Genomic DNA, 18450 nt, shown 5'->3' on the forward strand with positions numbered 1-18450 from the left:
ATATAATAAAAATGATTATCTTGTTAACCTTAAAAAGTAAATAATAAAATATTGATATTAAGATAATTAACAGATGAATACTGATCGTTTTGTTTCCCGTCATATTGGTCCGCGTCCTCATGAAGTAGAGTATATGCTAAAGGAGCTTGGAGTGCATAGCATTCAGGAACTTATAGAGCAAACTGTTCCATCAGATATATTACTGGATAAGCCGCTTGATTTGGCCCCAGGGTTGACCGAACGGCAGTATTACCGGAAAATTCTTGGTCTGGCTTCCAAAAACAAGGTGTTTAATACCTACATTGGAATGGGGTATTACGATACCATAACACCTTCTGTTATTCTACGCAATGTGCTTGAAAATCCTGTTTGGTATACATCTTATACACCTTATCAGGCAGAAATTTCGCAAGGAAGACTTGAAGCCTTGTTGAATTATCAGACAGTGGTTTGTGATATGACCGGAATGGAACTGGCAAATGCAAGTTTACTGGATGAAGCAACAGCGGCTGCTGAAGCTATGATAATGATGTATAACTGTCGTTCACGTGCACAGGTTAAGGAAAATGTCAATATGCTTTTTGTGGATGAAAATATCTGGCCGCAGACGCTGGCAGTTTTAAAAACAAGAAGTAAACCGCTAGGAATTGCAATTCATGTGGGCGATTTCAGAACCTGTGAATGCACTGAAAACATGTTTGGAGCAATTGTACAATATCCGAATTCTGATGGTCGCATACTGGATTATAAAAATTTTACCGATAAGTTTCATGCCGGGGATAAAAAAGTTGCAGTTGCAACAGATCTTCTGAGTCTTGCGTTGTTGGTTCCTCCGGGAGAATGGGGAGCTGATGTGGTGTTGGGAACATCGCAACGCTTTGGTGTGCCGATGGGATATGGCGGACCTGCAGCTGCTTTTTTTGCTACACGCAATGAATTTAAACGGAATATGCCGGGCAGGATAATTGGGGTCACGCGTGACAGGTTTGGAAACCGTGCCCTTCGAATGGCTCTTCAAACCCGCGAGCAGCATATAAAGCGCGAAAAAGCAACATCGAATATTTGCACTGCACAGGCGCTTTTGGCTAATATGGCTGGATTTTATGCTGTATATCATGGCAGGGAAGGGATTGAACGCATTGCAAAACGAATTCACAGCATAGCCTCGTTTATCTCCGAGGAGGTAGAAAAGTTAGGATACAAACAGTTGAACGATAATTATTTCGATACACTCAAGATCAGGATTCCGTCGCAGGTACGGTTATCAGATATTATCCGGTATTCCACAGAACTGGAAATGAACTTCAGGTATTTTAATTCAGGAGAAGTTGGGATCAGCATTGACGAAACCACGAATATGGACGATGTGAACTGGATACTTGAAGTATTTGCCAAAGCCAATAATAAAGCGGTTCCATACGTTGAGGATGTCCCTGAAAATATTACGCTGGGTAATAAATTCGTTAGAACCAGTGATTACCTTGCGCATGAGGTATTTGCGAAGTACAGATCAGAGACAGAAATGGTGCGCTACATTAAAATGCTGGAACACAAGGATATTTCATTGACACATTCCATGATTTCGCTGGGTTCATGTACTATGAAACTGAATGCGGCAACCGAAATGTTACCACTAAGCTGGATAGAATTTAACGGCATCCATCCCTTTGTTCCGGTTGACCAGGCTGCCGGGTACCATGAGATGTTTAAGGAGTTACGCCATGATTTAGCCGTAATAACGGGCTTTGCTGATGTGAGTCTGCAGCCAAACTCCGGTGCTGCCGGTGAACTTGCCGGGTTAATGGTAATCCGGGAATATCATCTTAGTCGTGGTAATGATCAGCGGGATGTGGTGCTGATACCTTCATCGGCCCATGGGACTAATCCTGCAAGTGCTGTTGCTGCAGGAATGCAGGTGGTAGTTGTAAAATGCGACGAGAAAGGAAATATTTGTCTGGATGACCTCAAACAAAAGGTAGTGGAAACCGGTGAAAAACTGGCGGCATTTATGATTACCTATCCTTCTACACATGGTGTTTATGAGGCCAGCGTTCGCGAGATGTGTAACATTATTCATGCTGCCGGAGGGCAGGTTTATATGGATGGGGCCAATATGAATGCACAGGTTGGGTTGACGAATCCGGCGATGATTGGGGCCGATGTTTGCCATTTGAACCTGCATAAAACGTTTGCTATTCCTCATGGTGGAGGTGGGCCGGGTGTTGGTCCTATAGCAGTGGCCGAACATCTTGTCGATTTTCTTCCGGGTCATACCGTATTAAATAATGACCGCAAAGGGAAACCTGTTGCTGCTGCGCCTTATGGGAGTGCGAGTGTGTTGCCGATAACATACGGATACATAAAAATGCTGGGTGCAGATGGATTAAAACAGGCATCGGAAATTGCCATTTTGAACGCAAACTATGTGGCTCACAAACTCAAGGATACATTTGGTGTTTTGTACGTGGGAGAAAAGGGCCGGGTGGCTCATGAAATGATTCTGGAATGCAGGCATTTTAAAGCATCAGGGATTAATGAAGTGGACATTGCCAAACGCTTGATGGACTACGGATTTCACGCGCCTACGCTATCATTTCCGGTTCATGGTACATTAATGGCTGAACCTACCGAAAGTGAAAGTCTGGAGGAACTGGACCGCTTTGTGGATGCGCTGAAAAATATTTACAATGAGATTCAGTCAGTTGAAAAAGGTGAGGCGGATAAAACGGATAATGTTTTGAAAAATGCACCACATACTGCACAGGAACTAGTGTCAGATCACTGGGGGCATGCATATAATCGTGAAGCTGCGGCTTATCCTGTGGATTGGCTCAGACTGAATAAATACTGGCCGCCGGTTGCCAGGGTGGACGATGCGTATGGTGACCGAAACCTGTTCTGTACATGTGGCGAAGTTTAAGGGAATGAGATACAGCAAACGTTTTGTGGATTTCAATAATATGTATTACTTTTAGTGCTGATTATCATTGGGTTAAATATTTCTGAATGAAAAGGATTCTCTTGCTGTTATTATCAGTTATTGCATTTACATCGTGCGTGGAGATGGTGGAAGGTGAGGGAGATGTGATTTCACGTGAGTATAACCTCAAGGATTTTAAAGGTGTAATTCTGGATGTGCCAGGTAAACTCTCTGTAGCACAAGGAGAGAAAAGTATAACGGTCACGACAAATAAAAACTTGTTTGAGTGGCTTAATCTGTACGTGACAGACAGCATTTTACATATTTATTTACAGGACAAGGTTAATGTGTGGCGGTTTGATGAGCTGGACTTTAAGGTGACATTACCGGATGTGAATTTTATTGGACTGAATGGTTCCGGAGATATTGAGATCCCTGAAGAAGTGAGAGCTGGCGACGATTTAAAAATTTGTATTAATGGCTCCGGGGATGTTGTCGCTAAAAAACTTAATGCAACTTTGATGGAATTGCAGATTGATGGTTCGGGAAATATTCGTTGTGACGAAGCCAATACAATTGCTGTAAATGCAGGCATTGATGGTTCAGGGGATATTCGCCTGACAGGATCGACAAAGGATATATCTGTATATATTGATGGTACCGGAAGCCTGCTTGGTTTTGATATGGCATCAAAAAATGCCGCAGTACAAATTGGTGGTAACGGAGATTGTCAGTTGAGCGTTGTGGATTCGTTGAATGTAGAAATTGGCGGATCAGGATCCGTTTATTATAAAGGAAATCCCGAAACTGATATTAGGATAGACGGTACCGGTACTGTTCAAAAAGTAGGAGACTGATTTTAAATGAAAAGTGAATAATGAACAATTAATAATTATCCACTTTTACGATACTTTAATGTTTTTATTCACGCCTAACGATTCACGATTAATCCTTATTCTCGCATCCACAGCAAAAATTCTGTTTCCCTGACCGATAAGTGGATTAATGTCAAGTTCCACAATTTCAGTGGCAAATCTCAACAGGGAAGACAACCGAACAATAATCTGTGCAAACAACATTTCATCTACACCTTCATGTCCTCTTGTGCCTTTAATTAATGCATAACTCTTTAAGGACCGGATCATCGACACGGCCTCTTTCAGGGTTAAGGGCGCAAGCCCTGAACTAACATCCTTCAGGACCTCAATAAATATGCCCCCGAGTCCGCACAAAATAACATGTCCGAATGTCGGTTCGTACTTGGCCCCGATAAATAATTCATGCCCGGTAATCATGGGTTGAACCAAAACGCCTGTTACGTCCTTAATTTTCATCATTCGTCTGAACTCTGCCAATAGATGATCCTCAGAGTGAATATCCAGTACAACACCTCTGACATCTGTTTTATGGACAGGTCCTACAACCTTTACAACGCAGGGAAAACCAATTGTTTTAGCGGCATTCAATATCTCTGTCTCTGTTTTTCCTGTAATCTCCTTCACTCTTGGAATAGAAGCACAATCCATGAGTTTTTCAACCTGATCCGGAGATAAATAGCCGTTTTCTGCATCATCAATAATTCTTCTGGCAGCAGGAATATTAACCTGATCCAAATCTATTTTTTCTTCAGCAGGATAATGTGTGTTGAAGATCTTGACCAGTGCATTTCCAAGTTCTACCTCATCCGGAAAATTCACATGTCCTAAAGATGTAAAATATGTAATATCATCAGCAACATTCACCACTGATGGCAGTATAGGATAAATTGGTTTTTTGCATAATCTGATTTTCTCATCCAGAACCTTATATACATCTCTTACAGGAAACAAACCAGGGCTGCCAAAAATAACAGCCATGGCATCGACCTGATCAAAATCGCGTTCGCACGCATCTATAATTACCCCAAGTTGTTCTGCTGTGCCTGTTGCAAGAAAATCAACCGGATTTGATACCGATGATCCCGGAAATAATTTTGCTTTCAGGGCATCCGCTTTTTCTCCAGAAATGGCTGGAATATTTATCCCGCCATCCGAAAGAGCGTCTGTAAGCATGACTGCCGGGCCACCGGCGTGTGTAATAATAGCCATGTTTTTCCCTTTCAGTTCTTTGCACATGAATACACCGGCAACAGTTGTCAGTTCATCACGGCCATAGCAGCGTACTATGCCGGCTTTTTTTAATAATGCATCCACTGCAAGATCGCTGCTGGCAAGTGCTCCCGTATGCGAAGTTGCAGCCCTGCTTCCCGCTTCTGAACCACCGGCTTTGATGGCTGCAATTCTGCATCCTTTTCGGATCAGGGATGAGGCATGTTTTAAAAGTTTATCTGGATTTTGAATACTTTCAATATAGAGCAGTTTTACAGGTGAGCTGGTTTCGGGATCAAAAGAGTTATCCAGATACTCAAGAATATCTTCCACACCTGTCTGCGCGCTGTTGCCAACCGAAAAAACACTCGAAAAAGTCAGTCCTTTTTTCATGCCGGTTTCAATAATGAATACAGCTGTTGCACCTGAACCGGATATTAATTCACAACCTTTCGGGTCAAGTTTGGGAATGGGAGAGGTAAATATGCTTTGATGAAACGGCGTAAGTACGCCAATGCAGTTAGGCCCGATCAATGTAGCACCATATTCATTCACCATTTTGGTGATTCTGTCTTCCAGAGCTTTCCCTTCTTCGTGCTCTTCACTGAAACCCGCAGATATAATGATAAAGGCTTTAGTACCTTTCTTTAGCAGTGTTTCAACGACCGGAGGACAAAACCTGGCCGGAATCGCCAAAATAGCCATATCAACCGGTGGCAGTTCTTCCGGTGAATTATGTGCAGGTATTCCGGAAATATTTTCCCGTGACGGATTTACAACATACAGTTCGCCGTCAAAATTACCATTTTTAAGATTGTAAAGTATTTTTCCTCCTGGTTTCTGCAAGTTCTCTGAGGCCCCGATTACAGCAATACTTTTAGGATGTATAAGTTCGTTCTGGATCATTAGTATCGATTTGATCCTAAAGATAAGACCAATGAATAAAACAGAGTATGATGTTTGTTAGAAATATAGAAGCAAGATATAAGACACAAGATTTAAGACTCAAGACAACTTATATTAAGGTAAGTCCTCCTTTTTGGCAAAAGGAGGTGGTCCTGACTTTTTAGTCAGGATCGGAGGATTTTATAAATTCAAAATTATTCCTTCTATTCGGCGTAGTTTTTAACTCGTCAGGGAAAAATCAAAACTACTGCTTTGCAATAAAACTGATTGTTAGAATATTTACGACGTAGCGAAAGACGCTACGCCGAGCGGAGACACAAAGTGCAAGACTGAAAATTACGTTGCTATGTAAAGGGAAGCTGGATATACTTCCTTGTATTACATCCAATGTTAGTTTTATCTCCGTTACTGTAATAATCCAGACATAATAAAAACAAATGTAATTCTATTTCAACCTATTTAGGTACTTTGAATATATTAATAATTGTGATATATTTAAATAAATTTTTATCTGTTATTTGAATAAATTTTACCTCATGAAAACAAAAATTATTCTTAATCTGATCCTGTTATGTTGTGTATATTCTATTAGTGCCAAGGATATTATATATAATATTTCTGGTAGTGAAGGAATCAATAAAACATCTTTGGATTCAATTCGCATCGAAAACCTTTCGAATAGCTCCATGCTTGTGTTCAACGATTTGCCTATACGGGACGAGTACCTTATAAATCTGACAGAACAAAAACTTGATTTTAACACTGGTGGAAATTTTAATAATGCACATGGATATTGGAAAACGGAGGTTATTATGCCTGGTTATGTAGGATTAACTAATTATATGTATCCTGAGGAAAATACAACTTTAACTATTTATAATATAGGTGGACGAAGAGTATTTGAAGAATCTGTACCTGAATATGTTTATAAAATAAATCTTTCACTTCCGAATTATGGTTTTTACATCGTTGATTTGCACACAGGCCAACGTAATTGTTCTTTAAAGGCTATAGGTGGTTTTCAGCGATATAATCCGATTAAAGTATCTTATGTGGCTGGAAATAATAGTGTTGAAAATAAGTCTGTTCGAACAAATGATTTCAGTTTTAGTATTGAAGATACGTTTAAAATTACAGTTTTTAAAAATGGCTATTCGGCTGAACCTAAAATAATGGAGGTTGTAGGTGATCAGGTGCTGGAATTTAGTTTAATTAATTTGACATGGACTCAAGAGGTTTTAAATGATGCTTATGAAGCATGGAGAGATAGTCGCATTCATTCAGGAGGCCTGTTTTATGAACTTAGTGTTTGCAGTTCAGATGCAGAACGTCATCCTGAAAAATATTTGGATCAGCCACGACATGTACCGGAAAACTTATATTACGGTGGGACTTCTGCGTTTACGGATATTGATTTTGGTGCAGTTCCTTGGGATAGAGGATATGACATTATAACGTATTGTAATGGAATAATATCGGCATTTGAATCATCAGATATCTATCAGGATTGGATGAAAAGTAAGATGCCATGTCAGTATGCTAATATTTATGGACAGGCAGTAGCCTTAAGGGCAACTGTTTATTATGAATTAACGCGCTATTTTGGTGATATTATTAATAAGGTCTCTAATGTTGATGTGGATTCCTTTTTATCTTCGCGAGATTTTATTTGGGAATATCATATCAAAGAACTTGAAAAAGTTGTGCCGTTAATGTATAGGGCAGGAGTAAACGAACAGGCTGTGAAAACAGTGATGAGCAGATCATATGTTGAAGGTTTAATCGGTAGAATGTGTTTACTGGCAGGAGGTTACTCAACCCGCCGGACAGATTTGGGTATTCATTTCTACCACGATCTGGAAGGCATTGATATTTCATTCGAACAAATTGGAGATGAGAATAGTGGCGCTGTTTACAATCGTCGTACAGATTATAAGAAGTTTTACGAAAAAGCCAGAATATATTTAACAAATCTGGTAGAAAATTCAGGAACAGCAGAATTGATTAACGCAGATCCCCGTGGTACAGGAATAAATGGTGAGCAATTTGGAAATCCGTTTCAGTACAAATTCCAGCAAATGCTTGACCTTAATATTTCAACCGAATCTGTTTATGAAATTCCTGAAATACAAGGTGTCTATTCAGAACGTCCTTATGCTTTTGGTCGACCATCAGGAGGAGGAGGTTCTAATTCGTTCCCATGCAAAAGTTATGGGCAAAGCAGGATGCATCCAACCTTTTATTATGGAGACTTTGATCCATTTGATATGAGACGCGACGTAACTGTTGCTGTTACCGCAAGTATTGGTAATGGTAGAGAAGTTTTGTTGGGTTTTGATCCGGGTAATAAAACCCATGGAGGATTAGCTAATAATAAATGGGACGAGAACCGTATGAGTCCACCATATATTTATAGGCAGAAAGCTTCAGGTGTGAATAACAATTATTTACATATGTCAGATGTGATTCTCATGTTGGCTGAGGTAAAAGCGGTACTGGGTGATGAAGCTGGTGCAAAAACAGAGTGGAAAAAAGTTCGTAGCAGGGCATTTTCTGAAGATATGCAGGCTGAAAAAGTAGATGGCTATATCAACAGTAAATCCGGTGAGGCTTTGTTGGATGCTATTCTTGACGAAAGAAAATTTGAATTGGCAGGCGAGGGAATTCGCAAATGGGATATGATCCGTAACGGTAAGTTTCCTCAGATGATTGAATCGCTTAAAGCTAAACTTGAAGCAATGATTGATGGTCTGGAAAGCGATGGTTATTATACATTTGAGAATGGGAATACAATATCGAATTATGTCTGGACGAAAGAAGTTGATGCAGGTTCAGAACTTGGGTATCGTTTAACCTCACAATGTACAGATTATTCCAACCCAATACTCTTCCCTGGTTGGAGAGGTCAGTATAACGAATGGGAAAATGTAGGTGGCTCAGGTATAGGCGCAAATTATAACGGTGATTATGGTACAAATACTGCCATTAAAGGCTTGTTTAACCATATTGAACCAGGTAGTGAAGAAGCTCAGACTTTGGAAGCAAGTGGATATGAAATGCAAAAATGGGGTGAATGGTTGGTTGAGTACCGTGAAGAATATTCCACTTATGTATTTCGTGGTTATCAGGAGGGCAAGGCGCCAATTTATCTGATCCCATTAAATGCACAGACCATTTCTACCTCCGGCGGTAAAATCACAAATGGTTATGGCTTCCCACAACAGTAATATAACTTTAGTTAAAAGTGAAAAATTACTCTTTAAGTTCGGTGTAAAATGAAATATTTTGTTAAAGGTTGGGATTAAAATCTATAATCCACACCAAAATGGATTAGTCCTTTGTGTCCGAAACCGGTTTCAACGGTCACCCCAAAGTCTTTCCCATAACGAACCCCAAAAACATTTAAGTGACTGGCAAGATACATGGAAGAAAGGGGGAGGTATTTTTCAAGTTTTTGTAATAAACTGTCATCAATAATATTGGAGATACCTATATAACCGGGTCCGAGGCTTAGTCCGGAATAAAGTTGAAAATTATTTTTGTTGAGATAGATATAATTGGCACTGAGTAAAAAGGCATACGTTTTTACAGCTGGTGAACCGTAGGAATAGCCGCTAAAGTTTATGCTATGCCGGCTAAGCCAGAATTCAGCTCCAACTTCAAATTTATTGAACCGTCTCATGTAGGATATCCCTAAGGGACCTGTCACAGTGTATCCTGTGCGGTTAACCTCATTACCGTATTCATCAATTAAATAGTCAACCCCGGTTGCCACTAAATAAACACCAATGTTCATGGTGGACAGAAAACCATATTCTACTGAAATGCTGTTCAGTTTTTCAGGGGCAGACCTACGGCCATAATATGAATTATATTTTTGTGAAAATCCTGAGAAACTTATTAAGCATATAGCTGATATTGTAAGAAGTGCTCTTTTGATCATATAAACCGGTATGTGATATACCAGTTAAACGGATAGTGTTATGATTTCGTATTAACCCGCTTTATTTATGTAAAATTGAAATACATTACATGAATGTGTGTTGGATTGAGGGGGTGAAAATCGGGAAACCGGCGTAGTTTTTAACTACGTCAGGCAAATAAATTTTTAGTATTGTTTGCGACGTAGCGAAGACGCTACGCGGAACGGAGGAATATAGCTAATATTGTAAGAAGTGCTCTTTTAATCATATAAACTGGCTTGTGAATACACCAATTAAACTGATGGTACGATGAATTCGTATTAATCCTCTTTATTGACATAAAATTCAATGAATTTCCCGGGTCAGGCAAAAGGAAGATAAATGACTTTCTTCGTTTCAAAGAATTCTTCAGAAAAATAATCAGAAAGTTTAAAAACGGCCACCTTATCTTTAAAATTTGAAATTTCTTTGCTGAAATCTCCACCCTTCAGGTAAATTATTCCGTTTGGCAGTCCGTTTTTGTGATCATCCGAGATATTATTCCGGGTCATTTTAACAAATCGGGGAAATGAAGTCACAGCCCTGCTGACCACAAACTCGTATTTTGCTTTTATCTGCTGTACCCTTTTCTGTTCTGCTCTTACATTAGCCAGTTCAAGCTCAGTAGCTATTCCCTGTACAACTTTAATTTTTTTTGAAATAGAATCTATCAGATGAAAATTAGAACGTGGAAAAACAATGGAAAGCGGAATTCCCGGAAAACCGCCACCGGTTCCTACATCCAATACAGATGTGTTGGGCTGAAACCGGATCATCTTTACGATACCCAGAGAATGCAGAATGTGATGAACAGCAAGGTTGTCTATATCCTTGCGGCTCACCACATTAATTTTTGTATTCCAATCCTGGTATAACGGGATCAGTGCCTCAAGCTTTTCGTATTGTTCAGTCTCAAGATTTGGGAAATATTTTTTTATCAGATCCATTCGTCGGAGTTAAGCAACCAAAAATAATGAATTATTCATTAGGAACTTCACGCATTTTTAAATTCTCTCCCGCACTTTTGACGACATCCCTGTAATATTCATCAGAATATCCTGGTTGATCAGGGTATTCAGGTAAGCCGTAAGGATTACGCATAAACTTCCCATCCTTTTCCTGTTTTATGTTCCCGTCCATATATTTCACCAGCAAATACTGGCCCAGTTTAGTCCATTTATCCATCATAAGTTTGGACTGGTTAGATGAAAAATTGGTGATGTAATCGTAAAATTCTGTTTTATTGGAAGCAAATATGTTCTTAGCTTCTTCGTCGGCAGCATCAACAGCTATCTGATAATAGTTTTCAAGCTCATTTTGTACCGGCTTTATATCTTTAATCATATAACTGTAACGTGTATAAGCCCAGTTAGAAACCCAGTTGAATACCCAAAAAGCGGCGTCCCATGTAAATGTCAGCATATCGCCATTTCCAACTTTAAAACATTCAGGAACTTGTTTTATTCCAGAATATATTGGAACATAAACCGAGGTTGCAGCATCATCAACGCCAAACCAAAGTATGCCTTTCATTGGGGTGGGGTAGCCTTCTCCACGCATTTGAGCCACAAAAGAAAACCCGGTTTGTTGTGTGGCAATAGCTCTCTCATTAAAATACTCAACGCTGTCTACCTCCCATGTTAACGGACGCCATCTGTAAGGTAATGCAAAAGATCCGGCGCCGGCATCCTTTGTCATATCCAGAGGAGTACCTTCGAAGTGATCCCGCATGTAATTCTGAACATCGCGGTAACTGATTTTTTTATCCGGTTTGATCCAAAGCGGCATTCTTTCATTTGTTTCACCCATTATGTAGGGCAGATCCTTTTCACCTTGTTCCGGATTTATATGATTAAAAAAACTCCAGACTCTGGCATCACAAAATCTTACAGCACCATAATCAAGGGGAGCATAAGCAGCCGAGAAATCAAAATCCTTATCATTTCCCTCAAAATATTTCATTTTACGTGCAAAATCAATCACATCGGGTGCGTAAAGGCAATTTTTTTTGTCTTTAAAGTCAATGGTTGTAATCCTTGCCTGGTTGGCATGGGCACAAACATAACCGTCGGGTATACGTTTGGCAACCCAAACAGCACCTTTTTCAAAAGGGCCTTTGCTGATCATTTCCATAATCCATACCTCATTAGGATCGGCAATAGAAAATGATTCGCCAGAACTGTAATATCCGTATTCTTTAACCAGGGAAGTCATTGTATGAATGGCCTCTCTGGCTGTCTTTGACCGTTGTAATGCGATATACATCAGACTGCCATAATCCATAATCGCAGTTGTGTCTATCAAATCATGTCTTCCTCCATAGGTAGTTTCTCCAATTGAAACGGCATATTCGTTCATATTTCCAACAACCGAATATGTTTGTTGTACCTGATCAATTTCTCCAAGGTATTTGCCTGTATCCCATTCATAAACTTTGAGTTTTGCCCCTTTCGGATATGTTTTTGCCGGCCAGTGATAAAGTTCTCCGTAAAGCGTATGTGAATCTGCAGCATAACTTATCATGCTGGCATTTTCGGCAGATGCTCCTTTTGTAACCAAAAGATTTGTACATGCATTGGAGGACTGAAGAGATACCAGTATCACTAATGTGATAGTAATAAAGAAGTGTTTCATTTTATGTTGACTTTGTTTGTGTGTTCGGTTATAATGCTTTCATTTTTCTGATTGTCTCAAAACGGTCGGTTGCGCTAAATACAAAACTACCTGATACCAAAACATCCGCTCCATGTTCCAGCAATTTTGGCGCGGTGTCAAAATTTACACCACCGTCAATTTCAATAAGTGTATTCAGCCCTTTTTCTTCAATCATCAGTTTAAGTTCTGAGACTTTTGACAGGGTATTAGGGATAAACTTCTGGGCGCCAAATCCCGGATTTACCGACATCAGGAGCACCATGTCTACTTCACTTATAATATCTTTTAATAAATGAACCGGAGTATGCGGATTGAGTGTAACCGCCGCTTTCATCCCGGCTTCCTTAATCTGGTTCACCACCCGGTTTAAATGTGTGCAGGCTTCGTAGTGCACATTCAGCATATGGACTCCCAGGTTACTGAATTCGGGGATGAATTTCTGTGGCTCAACAATCATAAGGTGCGCATCCATAGGTTTTTCGCATATGGCAGCTACCTTTTCAATGACAGGGAAGCCAAACGATATATTCGGAACAAAAACGCCGTCCATAATGTCCAGATGCAGCCAGTCGGCATCACTCTTGTTGATGAATTCAATCTCTGACTTTAGATTTGCAAAGTCTGCTGCTAAAAGCGATGGTGCAATTAAGTGGTTCATTTTTATATTATTGGATTCAACCTGTATGCCTTCGTCATAAAATAAAAAAGGGCAGATTGTCTCTGCCCTGTAAAAATAGAAAATATTATTTATAAATATGATTTCAATTGTTTGTTGCGATGTTTCTGTTTGAGTTTTTTAAGAGCCCGTTCACGAATTTGGCGAACCCTTTCTTTGGTCAATCCAACAATTTTACCAATCTCTTCCAGTGATTTAGCTGATTCTCCTTCAAGGCCGTAAAACAATTTTAAGATTTCAATTTCCCTTGGATGCAATGATGCAAGTGAATTTGCGATCTCAGTTTTTAACGATTCCATTTCCAGGTCGTCATCCGGGGATTTGGTGTCGTTGTTCAGAAAAACATCGTACAGAGTACCCTTTTCTTCATCATTGCTGATTGGGGCATCCATTGAAACGTGGCGTTTAAAACTACTCAGTGCCTGCTGAACATCTTTAACCGGAAGGTCAAGTTCCTTGGCTATTTCAACCGCAGTAGGTTCGCGTTGCAATGTTTGCTCCAAATGGTTGTATGTTGCATTTACCTTATTGATAGATCCAATCTTATTTAAAGGTAACCTTACAATTCTTGCCTGTTCTGCAAGCGCCTGTAAAATTGACTGGCGGATCCACCATACAGCATATGAAATGAATTTAAATCCACGGGTTTCATCAAAACGTTCTGCAGCCTTTATTAAACCTATATTCCCTTCGTTAATTAAATCAGGAAAGGATAATCCCTGGTTCTGGTATTGTTTGGCAACAGAGACGACAAAGCGCAGGTTTGAATTTATCAGTCTGTCAAAAGCCTGTTTGTCGCCGGCTCGTACTTTCTTAATTAAAGCAACTTCCTCATCAGGAGTTAAAAGATCGATTTTTGAAACTTCCAAAAGGTATTTGTCAATCGAAATTTCCTCCCGGCTAGTAATTTGTCTTGAAATTTTGAGTTGTCTCATAGCAGCGGATGTGTTTAGGTGAAAAATTACGTTTGTTTGACTTTCTTTGGTTTATACGATTTTGATTTCATAATGTTCCAATTTTGTTTTAAATTGTAAGTTATTTCCTTTCAATTTGTTCCGTACATCACATATTCCTATATACGTAATTAGTATTTGGAACGTTACCTATATTAATACAATAAAAATGCTTCTATTGTTCAATCTTTTTTTGTTAAAAAAATGTATTGCGTGTATATAAGTATGTATATGATAATCTTATTTTGATAGCTGGATCTTATTTATTTTTTCTCTTAATAAAAAAAGATGTAATATTGCCGCCGATTTACCTAAGCAAACTTAAATTCTGACGGTTGTTAACAATTGTTGATAAACCGGTTCATAACCTGTTAATTCAGAGATGATACATAGTGGATTTCTTCAGCTTAAAAAAGTTGCATATTAGCGTCATGACATGTTATATTTGTTATACCGAAAAGCAATAAAGACTGCTTTCAGAAACCGGGAGGAAGGTATTAATTCTTAAGTGAGTTTTATCTGAATCGTACAAATCGAAAGGTTTGCCGGCAAAGAAAGCCGAAGTCCAAATCACGAAGGAGCAATCCGGAAAGAAGAGGCAGTATTGTGAAAGAGGTTCGTTCTTTAAAGCATTTGAGTTTGAGGCAGGATAAACCTGAAAGTAGTTTCGGCTACAGAACGGTTTAAAGAATTAATGAGTTCGCTCATTACAATTCTTAATCTCTTAGTTCCGTGAACCCCGTGTTCATAACTGAAGGGAGCCTATAAACCCGGTATCACAATAATAGATTCCAGGATTTATGAAGGTGATGCTATCCAAGGTAACGTCCTGACTTACCGGAAGATTGAGGTTTGATGAGATTCGGTTTGCCGGATTGAGTTACGCAACGCAAGTTGCAGCGGATCCGAACAATAGAAGAATTCGTTCTGATATTGCGACATGAAGCTTAGGTTATTCGGGGTGACCCGGTAACAATCCCAGGGATAAAAAATCTAAAAAGTTATGGTTCGTCCAGGCTTATGATTTGGTTCAAATGTGTGTGGAAGGTGCAAACCAGAAACAAAGGAACGGTACGTTCATTCAGAGTCTGATTCAAGAGCAAAAAACAGATGTAACTTCGGTTACAGAAAGTTTTTAGAAAAAGGTGTAAAAACCGGATTCAAAGGGACACAGGAAATAAAAGTTTCGGCTGATATTAAATGTGAACCGGGCTTGAGAATGCTTCGTTCTGAAGCTGTTTGAATGAAACGGGCAACCGTTGAAGGAAAACAGAATAAGGAACAGCCGGAATTCAAAATTGTAAGAGGTTTTGATGGAAGGTAGGGGCAGAGGAAGAAGCTGAAAAGCGGAAAACCAAAGCCGGTCATAATAAGCTATTCGGAATCTAAGACAACTACGGTCGTCGAACGAGGAACGGGGTATCAATGCAAATTGAACCCCGTTTTTTGTATGTAATAAATTCGTAGCCTAACAGAAGAACACAGTCAAAAAGATTTCAATATTGAATGATTTGGTAATTAGCTTTTCAGCTTAAATAAATGAATTTGCAATAAACAGTATCATTACAAGTAAAGCATAGGAATTAATAAATAAAAAGGCTTTTATCGTACTTCGTTTTTCCTCTTTTGGTTTATACAATATTCTGTAGAATCCGATAATAAATCCAATATTTAAAATCATCAGAGCTATCATTACCAACAATGATGCATGTTTGAAGAATAAAGGGAATGCAAGTAAATAGGCAGAGGTGATGGCACCCCAGAAAAACACAAGTCTTTTAATTTTCTGCTCATCTATTTTACCCGACAGAATGGAAAAACCGGCTTTTTCGTACTCTTTGCCATATTTTATAACCAGTAACCAGAAATGAGGCATTTGCCATAAAAACATAAACATGGCGAAATAGACTATCTGAGGTTGCATAATATCACCACCTGCTGCTGCCCATCCCATCATTGGAGGGATAGCTCCAACAATTGCTCCTGGTAAAACGGCATACTGAGTTTTTGTTTTAAGTTTTGTATAAATCAGGTTATAAATTACGGCATTAAGTATACCTAATGCTGCCGTGGTGATATTATTAAATGTAAATAAAATTAGTGTTCCTAAAAGCATCAGCAGTAAGGCAATGGAAAAAGCTGAAGGTGCTGATAGAATACCTGATGGGAGAGGCCTGTTTTTGGTTCTCCCCATCATTTTATCCAGTTCACGTTCCTGATACTGATTCATTGCCGACGAGCCGCCAGCTAGAAAAAAGGTACCCAGATACAGAGCAAGTATGCCAAACGATATTTCTGAAGAAAACAGGAACCATCCAACTACCGACGAAAAAGCAACAGTCATTGATAACCTGTGTTTCATCAACACAAGAATGGTATGAAAATATGAAGTTTTATTTCTTTCCATTTAATTTTGTTCTGAGATGGTTTTCAGATATTCTGTTATCTGTGCAACTTCATCCTCACTTATAATGTCTTTATAAGACTGCATTAATCCTTTATTATAGCCTTTTACTATTTCCTTATTTGGCTCATAAATGGAAGACTTAATGTAATCATCCAGTGCTTTGATTGTCTGTTCTCCCTGATCTGTTATTACAACTGCATCGTGCCCGTAGAGTCCTTTAAAACTTGGACCAACCAGTTTTGAACCGTCAAGAGAATGACACGCAAGACATCCATTCTTTTTTAATATTGCCAGCCCATTGTTTTCTGCTTTTGTGGTGTCTACTGCAGCAAGGTTACTGAACCAGTTATCATAGTCTTCCTGAGAAACGACTTTGGCTTTGGCCAGCATGTTTGAGTGTAGAAGTCCACAGTATTCAGCACATAATACATCATAGTTGCCGATGTAAGTTGGGGTGAACCAAAGGTAATTGTCATAACCCGGAACCACATCTTCCTTAACCCTGAAAGCAGGGATGAAAAGCGAGTGATTCACGTCTTCTGAGACCAGGTTAAGTTTTACCGGTTTATTTAAAGGCACAACCAGATCTTTTGATTTTTTACCGTTTCCATAGTCAAACTCCCATTCCCACATTCTTCCAATAGCTGTTATTTCCATTGCACCTTTAGGTACTTTTCGCATGGGGGCAAATCCTTTCCATCCATAATAGAACATTATCAGTACAAGAATTAGCGGGATAACAGTCCAGATAACTTCCAGTTTTACATTCCCGGTAAATTGTCTGGCAGGTTTGTTTTTTTTACGGTTAAAGTGAATGACCGTATAAATCATGAAAATTGTAATACCAATTATAAACAGAAAGGCAACGCTGAATATAAAAATAAACGTCCTGTCTACACCTTCTGCTAAGTTTGAAGCTCCTGAAAACATAGTCTAATATTTTACTATCTTAAAAAGTAGTCAATAAATGTAATTAATATTACAAGCGCAAAAAGGAAAAAAACCCCTCCAACCATAATTCTCATAAATGGTTTTTCATACTTCAGGTGCATAAAGTATGTTGCAACTGTTGTTCCTTTAATTGATGCAACAAGCAATGCCACCACTATTGAAAGGGCTCCGAAATGTATTGCAGCCACAAATACTGACAGAAAAGTAAGGAATAACAAAACAACTAATATTATGCCCAATTGATAATAACTGGAAATATGCACTTGTTTTTTTTCTGTTCCTGGTGTTTCTTCGTTTTTCATTTTGTTATCAAAGTTAAGTTACCAGATAAAGTAGTGGGTAAAGGAATATCCATATAAGGTCTACCAGATGCCAGTAAAGTCCACTGTTCTCAAGTAGCAGGTATTTATCCTTATTGATTCTCCCTGACATAACCCTTCGCATGGATATGATCAGCAACACTGCTCCAACAATAACGTGAACTGCATGAAGCCCGGTCATAATGTAGTAAAGTCCAAAAAACTGAGCCTCTCCGTGTGGCAGATTCTCCATTACAGGTGAACCAGGATAGAGATGCAGATGAAATTTATGACTCCACTCAAAATACTTATTTATCATAAATACTAGAGCCAGAATAAGTGTTGCTAAAAGGAACCAAACGGCCTGCTTGTTTTTACCTCTTTGAACGGCCGTAATTGACATGGCTACCGTCATACTGCTGATAAGAAGAACAACTGTATTCAGGGTTCCAATTAATGCATTCAATTCCAGTGCAGCTTCATGAAAATCTTCAGAATACCTGAACCTCATTACTGCATACACGAGAAATAATCCACCGAACAGGAACAGCTCTGTAAACAGGAATATCCACATTCCCATTTTCCCTGATTCGCTATCAATTACATGCTCTGTGTGCGCTGTTTGTGACATATT

The 18450-nt window shown here is 39.1% G+C and carries 13 protein-coding genes; 3 read left to right on the top strand and 10 right to left on the bottom strand.

The window, feature by feature from the left end:
- Positions 1–73 precede the first annotated feature (73 nt).
- Positions 74–2920, top strand: coding sequence for an aminomethyl-transferring glycine dehydrogenase (gene gcvP, locus ACE01N_RS16165; protein WP_380591271.1), 2847 nt, complete (start codon positions 74–76; stop codon positions 2918–2920).
- Between the two features lie 86 nt (positions 2921–3006).
- Complete coding sequence (locus tag ACE01N_RS16170) at positions 3007–3777, top strand: head GIN domain-containing protein (RefSeq protein ID WP_380591274.1); 771 nt, start codon at positions 3007–3009, stop codon at positions 3775–3777.
- Between the two features lie 45 nt (positions 3778–3822).
- On the opposite strand, the gene ACE01N_RS16175 is transcribed toward ACE01N_RS16170, so the two are convergent.
- Positions 3823–5913, bottom strand: coding sequence for an acetate--CoA ligase family protein (locus tag ACE01N_RS16175; protein WP_380591277.1), 2091 nt, complete (start codon positions 5911–5913; stop codon positions 3823–3825).
- Positions 5914–6449: 536 nt separating this feature from the next.
- Here ACE01N_RS16175 and ACE01N_RS16180 point away from each other — a divergent pair.
- Positions 6450–9140: a RagB/SusD family nutrient uptake outer membrane protein gene (locus ACE01N_RS16180; RefSeq protein ID WP_380591280.1), complete on the top strand. Its 2691-nt coding sequence runs from the start codon at positions 6450–6452 to the stop codon at positions 9138–9140.
- A gap of 74 nt (positions 9141–9214) precedes the next feature.
- Here the strand turns inward: ACE01N_RS16180 and ACE01N_RS16185 are convergent, their stop codons facing one another.
- The 9 genes from ACE01N_RS16185 to ACE01N_RS16225 form a co-directional block, all read right to left on the bottom strand.
- A complete protein-coding gene (locus ACE01N_RS16185) occupies positions 9215–9856 on the bottom strand; it encodes a hypothetical protein (RefSeq protein WP_380591283.1) in 642 nt (213 codons plus the stop codon).
- Positions 9857–10198: 342 nt separating this feature from the next.
- Positions 10199–10822 (bottom strand): 16S rRNA (guanine(527)-N(7))-methyltransferase RsmG, encoded by a 624-nt coding sequence (gene rsmG, locus ACE01N_RS16190; protein WP_375728667.1) that lies wholly within the window; start codon positions 10820–10822, stop codon positions 10199–10201.
- A 31-nt stretch (positions 10823–10853) separates the two neighbouring features.
- Positions 10854–12509 carry a dipeptidase gene (locus tag ACE01N_RS16195; protein WP_380591287.1) on the bottom strand — a complete coding sequence of 552 codons (1656 nt, stop codon included), beginning with the start codon at positions 12507–12509 and terminating at the stop codon, positions 10854–10856.
- 28 nt (positions 12510–12537) lie between these two features.
- Entirely contained in the window at positions 12538–13188 is a 651-nt protein-coding gene (rpe, locus tag ACE01N_RS16200; protein WP_375728665.1) for a ribulose-phosphate 3-epimerase, read from the bottom strand.
- Positions 13189–13277: 89 nt separating this feature from the next.
- Positions 13278–14141: a sigma-70 family RNA polymerase sigma factor gene (locus ACE01N_RS16205; RefSeq protein ID WP_375720898.1), complete on the bottom strand. Its 864-nt coding sequence runs from the start codon at positions 14139–14141 to the stop codon at positions 13278–13280.
- Between the two features lie 1549 nt (positions 14142–15690).
- A complete protein-coding gene (locus tag ACE01N_RS16210) occupies positions 15691–16566 on the bottom strand; it encodes a protoheme IX farnesyltransferase (RefSeq protein ID WP_380591291.1) in 876 nt (291 codons plus the stop codon).
- The gene (coxB, locus tag ACE01N_RS16215; RefSeq protein WP_380591294.1) at positions 16567–17496 is read right to left on the bottom strand and encodes a cytochrome c oxidase subunit II; all 930 of its coding nucleotides are present in this window, start codon (positions 17494–17496) and stop codon (positions 16567–16569) included.
- Positions 17497–17510: 14 nt separating this feature from the next.
- Positions 17511–17819 (bottom strand): cytochrome C oxidase subunit IV family protein, encoded by a 309-nt coding sequence (locus ACE01N_RS16220; protein WP_380591297.1) that lies wholly within the window; start codon positions 17817–17819, stop codon positions 17511–17513.
- 13 nt (positions 17820–17832) lie between these two features.
- On the bottom strand, positions 17833–18447 hold the full coding sequence (locus tag ACE01N_RS16225) for a cytochrome c oxidase subunit 3 family protein (RefSeq protein ID WP_380591300.1): 615 nt from the start codon (positions 18445–18447) through the stop codon (positions 17833–17835).
- Positions 18448–18450 lie beyond the last annotated feature (3 nt).

Origin of the sequence: Quyinboa ferrireducens (assembly GCF_042436675.1) — a bacterium.
Taxonomy (GTDB): Bacteria; Bacteroidota; Bacteroidia; order Bacteroidales; family UBA5342; genus JBHJHP01.

Coding starts and splice junctions, on each gene's coding strand:
- coxB (WP_380591294.1), bottom strand. CDS start 17,496: ATGTTTTCAGGAGCTTCAAACTTAGCAGAAGGTGTAGACAGGACGTTT.
- ACE01N_RS16185 (WP_380591283.1), bottom strand. CDS start 9,856: ATGATCAAAAGAGCACTTCTTACAATATCAGCTATATGCTTAATAAGT.
- ACE01N_RS16220 (WP_380591297.1), bottom strand. CDS start 17,819: ATGAAAAACGAAGAAACACCAGGAACAGAAAAAAAACAAGTGCATATT.
- ACE01N_RS16170 (WP_380591274.1), top strand. CDS start 3,007: ATGAAAAGGATTCTCTTGCTGTTATTATCAGTTATTGCATTTACATCG.
- ACE01N_RS16205 (WP_375720898.1), bottom strand. CDS start 14,141: ATGAGACAACTCAAAATTTCAAGACAAATTACTAGCCGGGAGGAAATT.
- ACE01N_RS16210 (WP_380591291.1), bottom strand. CDS start 16,566: ATGGAAAGAAATAAAACTTCATATTTTCATACCATTCTTGTGTTGATG.
- rsmG (WP_375728667.1), bottom strand. CDS start 10,822: ATGGATCTGATAAAAAAATATTTCCCAAATCTTGAGACTGAACAATAC.
- gcvP (WP_380591271.1), top strand. CDS start 74: ATGAATACTGATCGTTTTGTTTCCCGTCATATTGGTCCGCGTCCTCAT.
- ACE01N_RS16195 (WP_380591287.1), bottom strand. CDS start 12,509: ATGAAACACTTCTTTATTACTATCACATTAGTGATACTGGTATCTCTT.
- ACE01N_RS16180 (WP_380591280.1), top strand. CDS start 6,450: ATGAAAACAAAAATTATTCTTAATCTGATCCTGTTATGTTGTGTATAT.
- rpe (WP_375728665.1), bottom strand. CDS start 13,188: ATGAACCACTTAATTGCACCATCGCTTTTAGCAGCAGACTTTGCAAAT.
- ACE01N_RS16175 (WP_380591277.1), bottom strand. CDS start 5,913: ATGATCCAGAACGAACTTATACATCCTAAAAGTATTGCTGTAATCGGG.
- ACE01N_RS16225 (WP_380591300.1), bottom strand. CDS start 18,447: ATGTCACAAACAGCGCACACAGAGCATGTAATTGATAGCGAATCAGGG.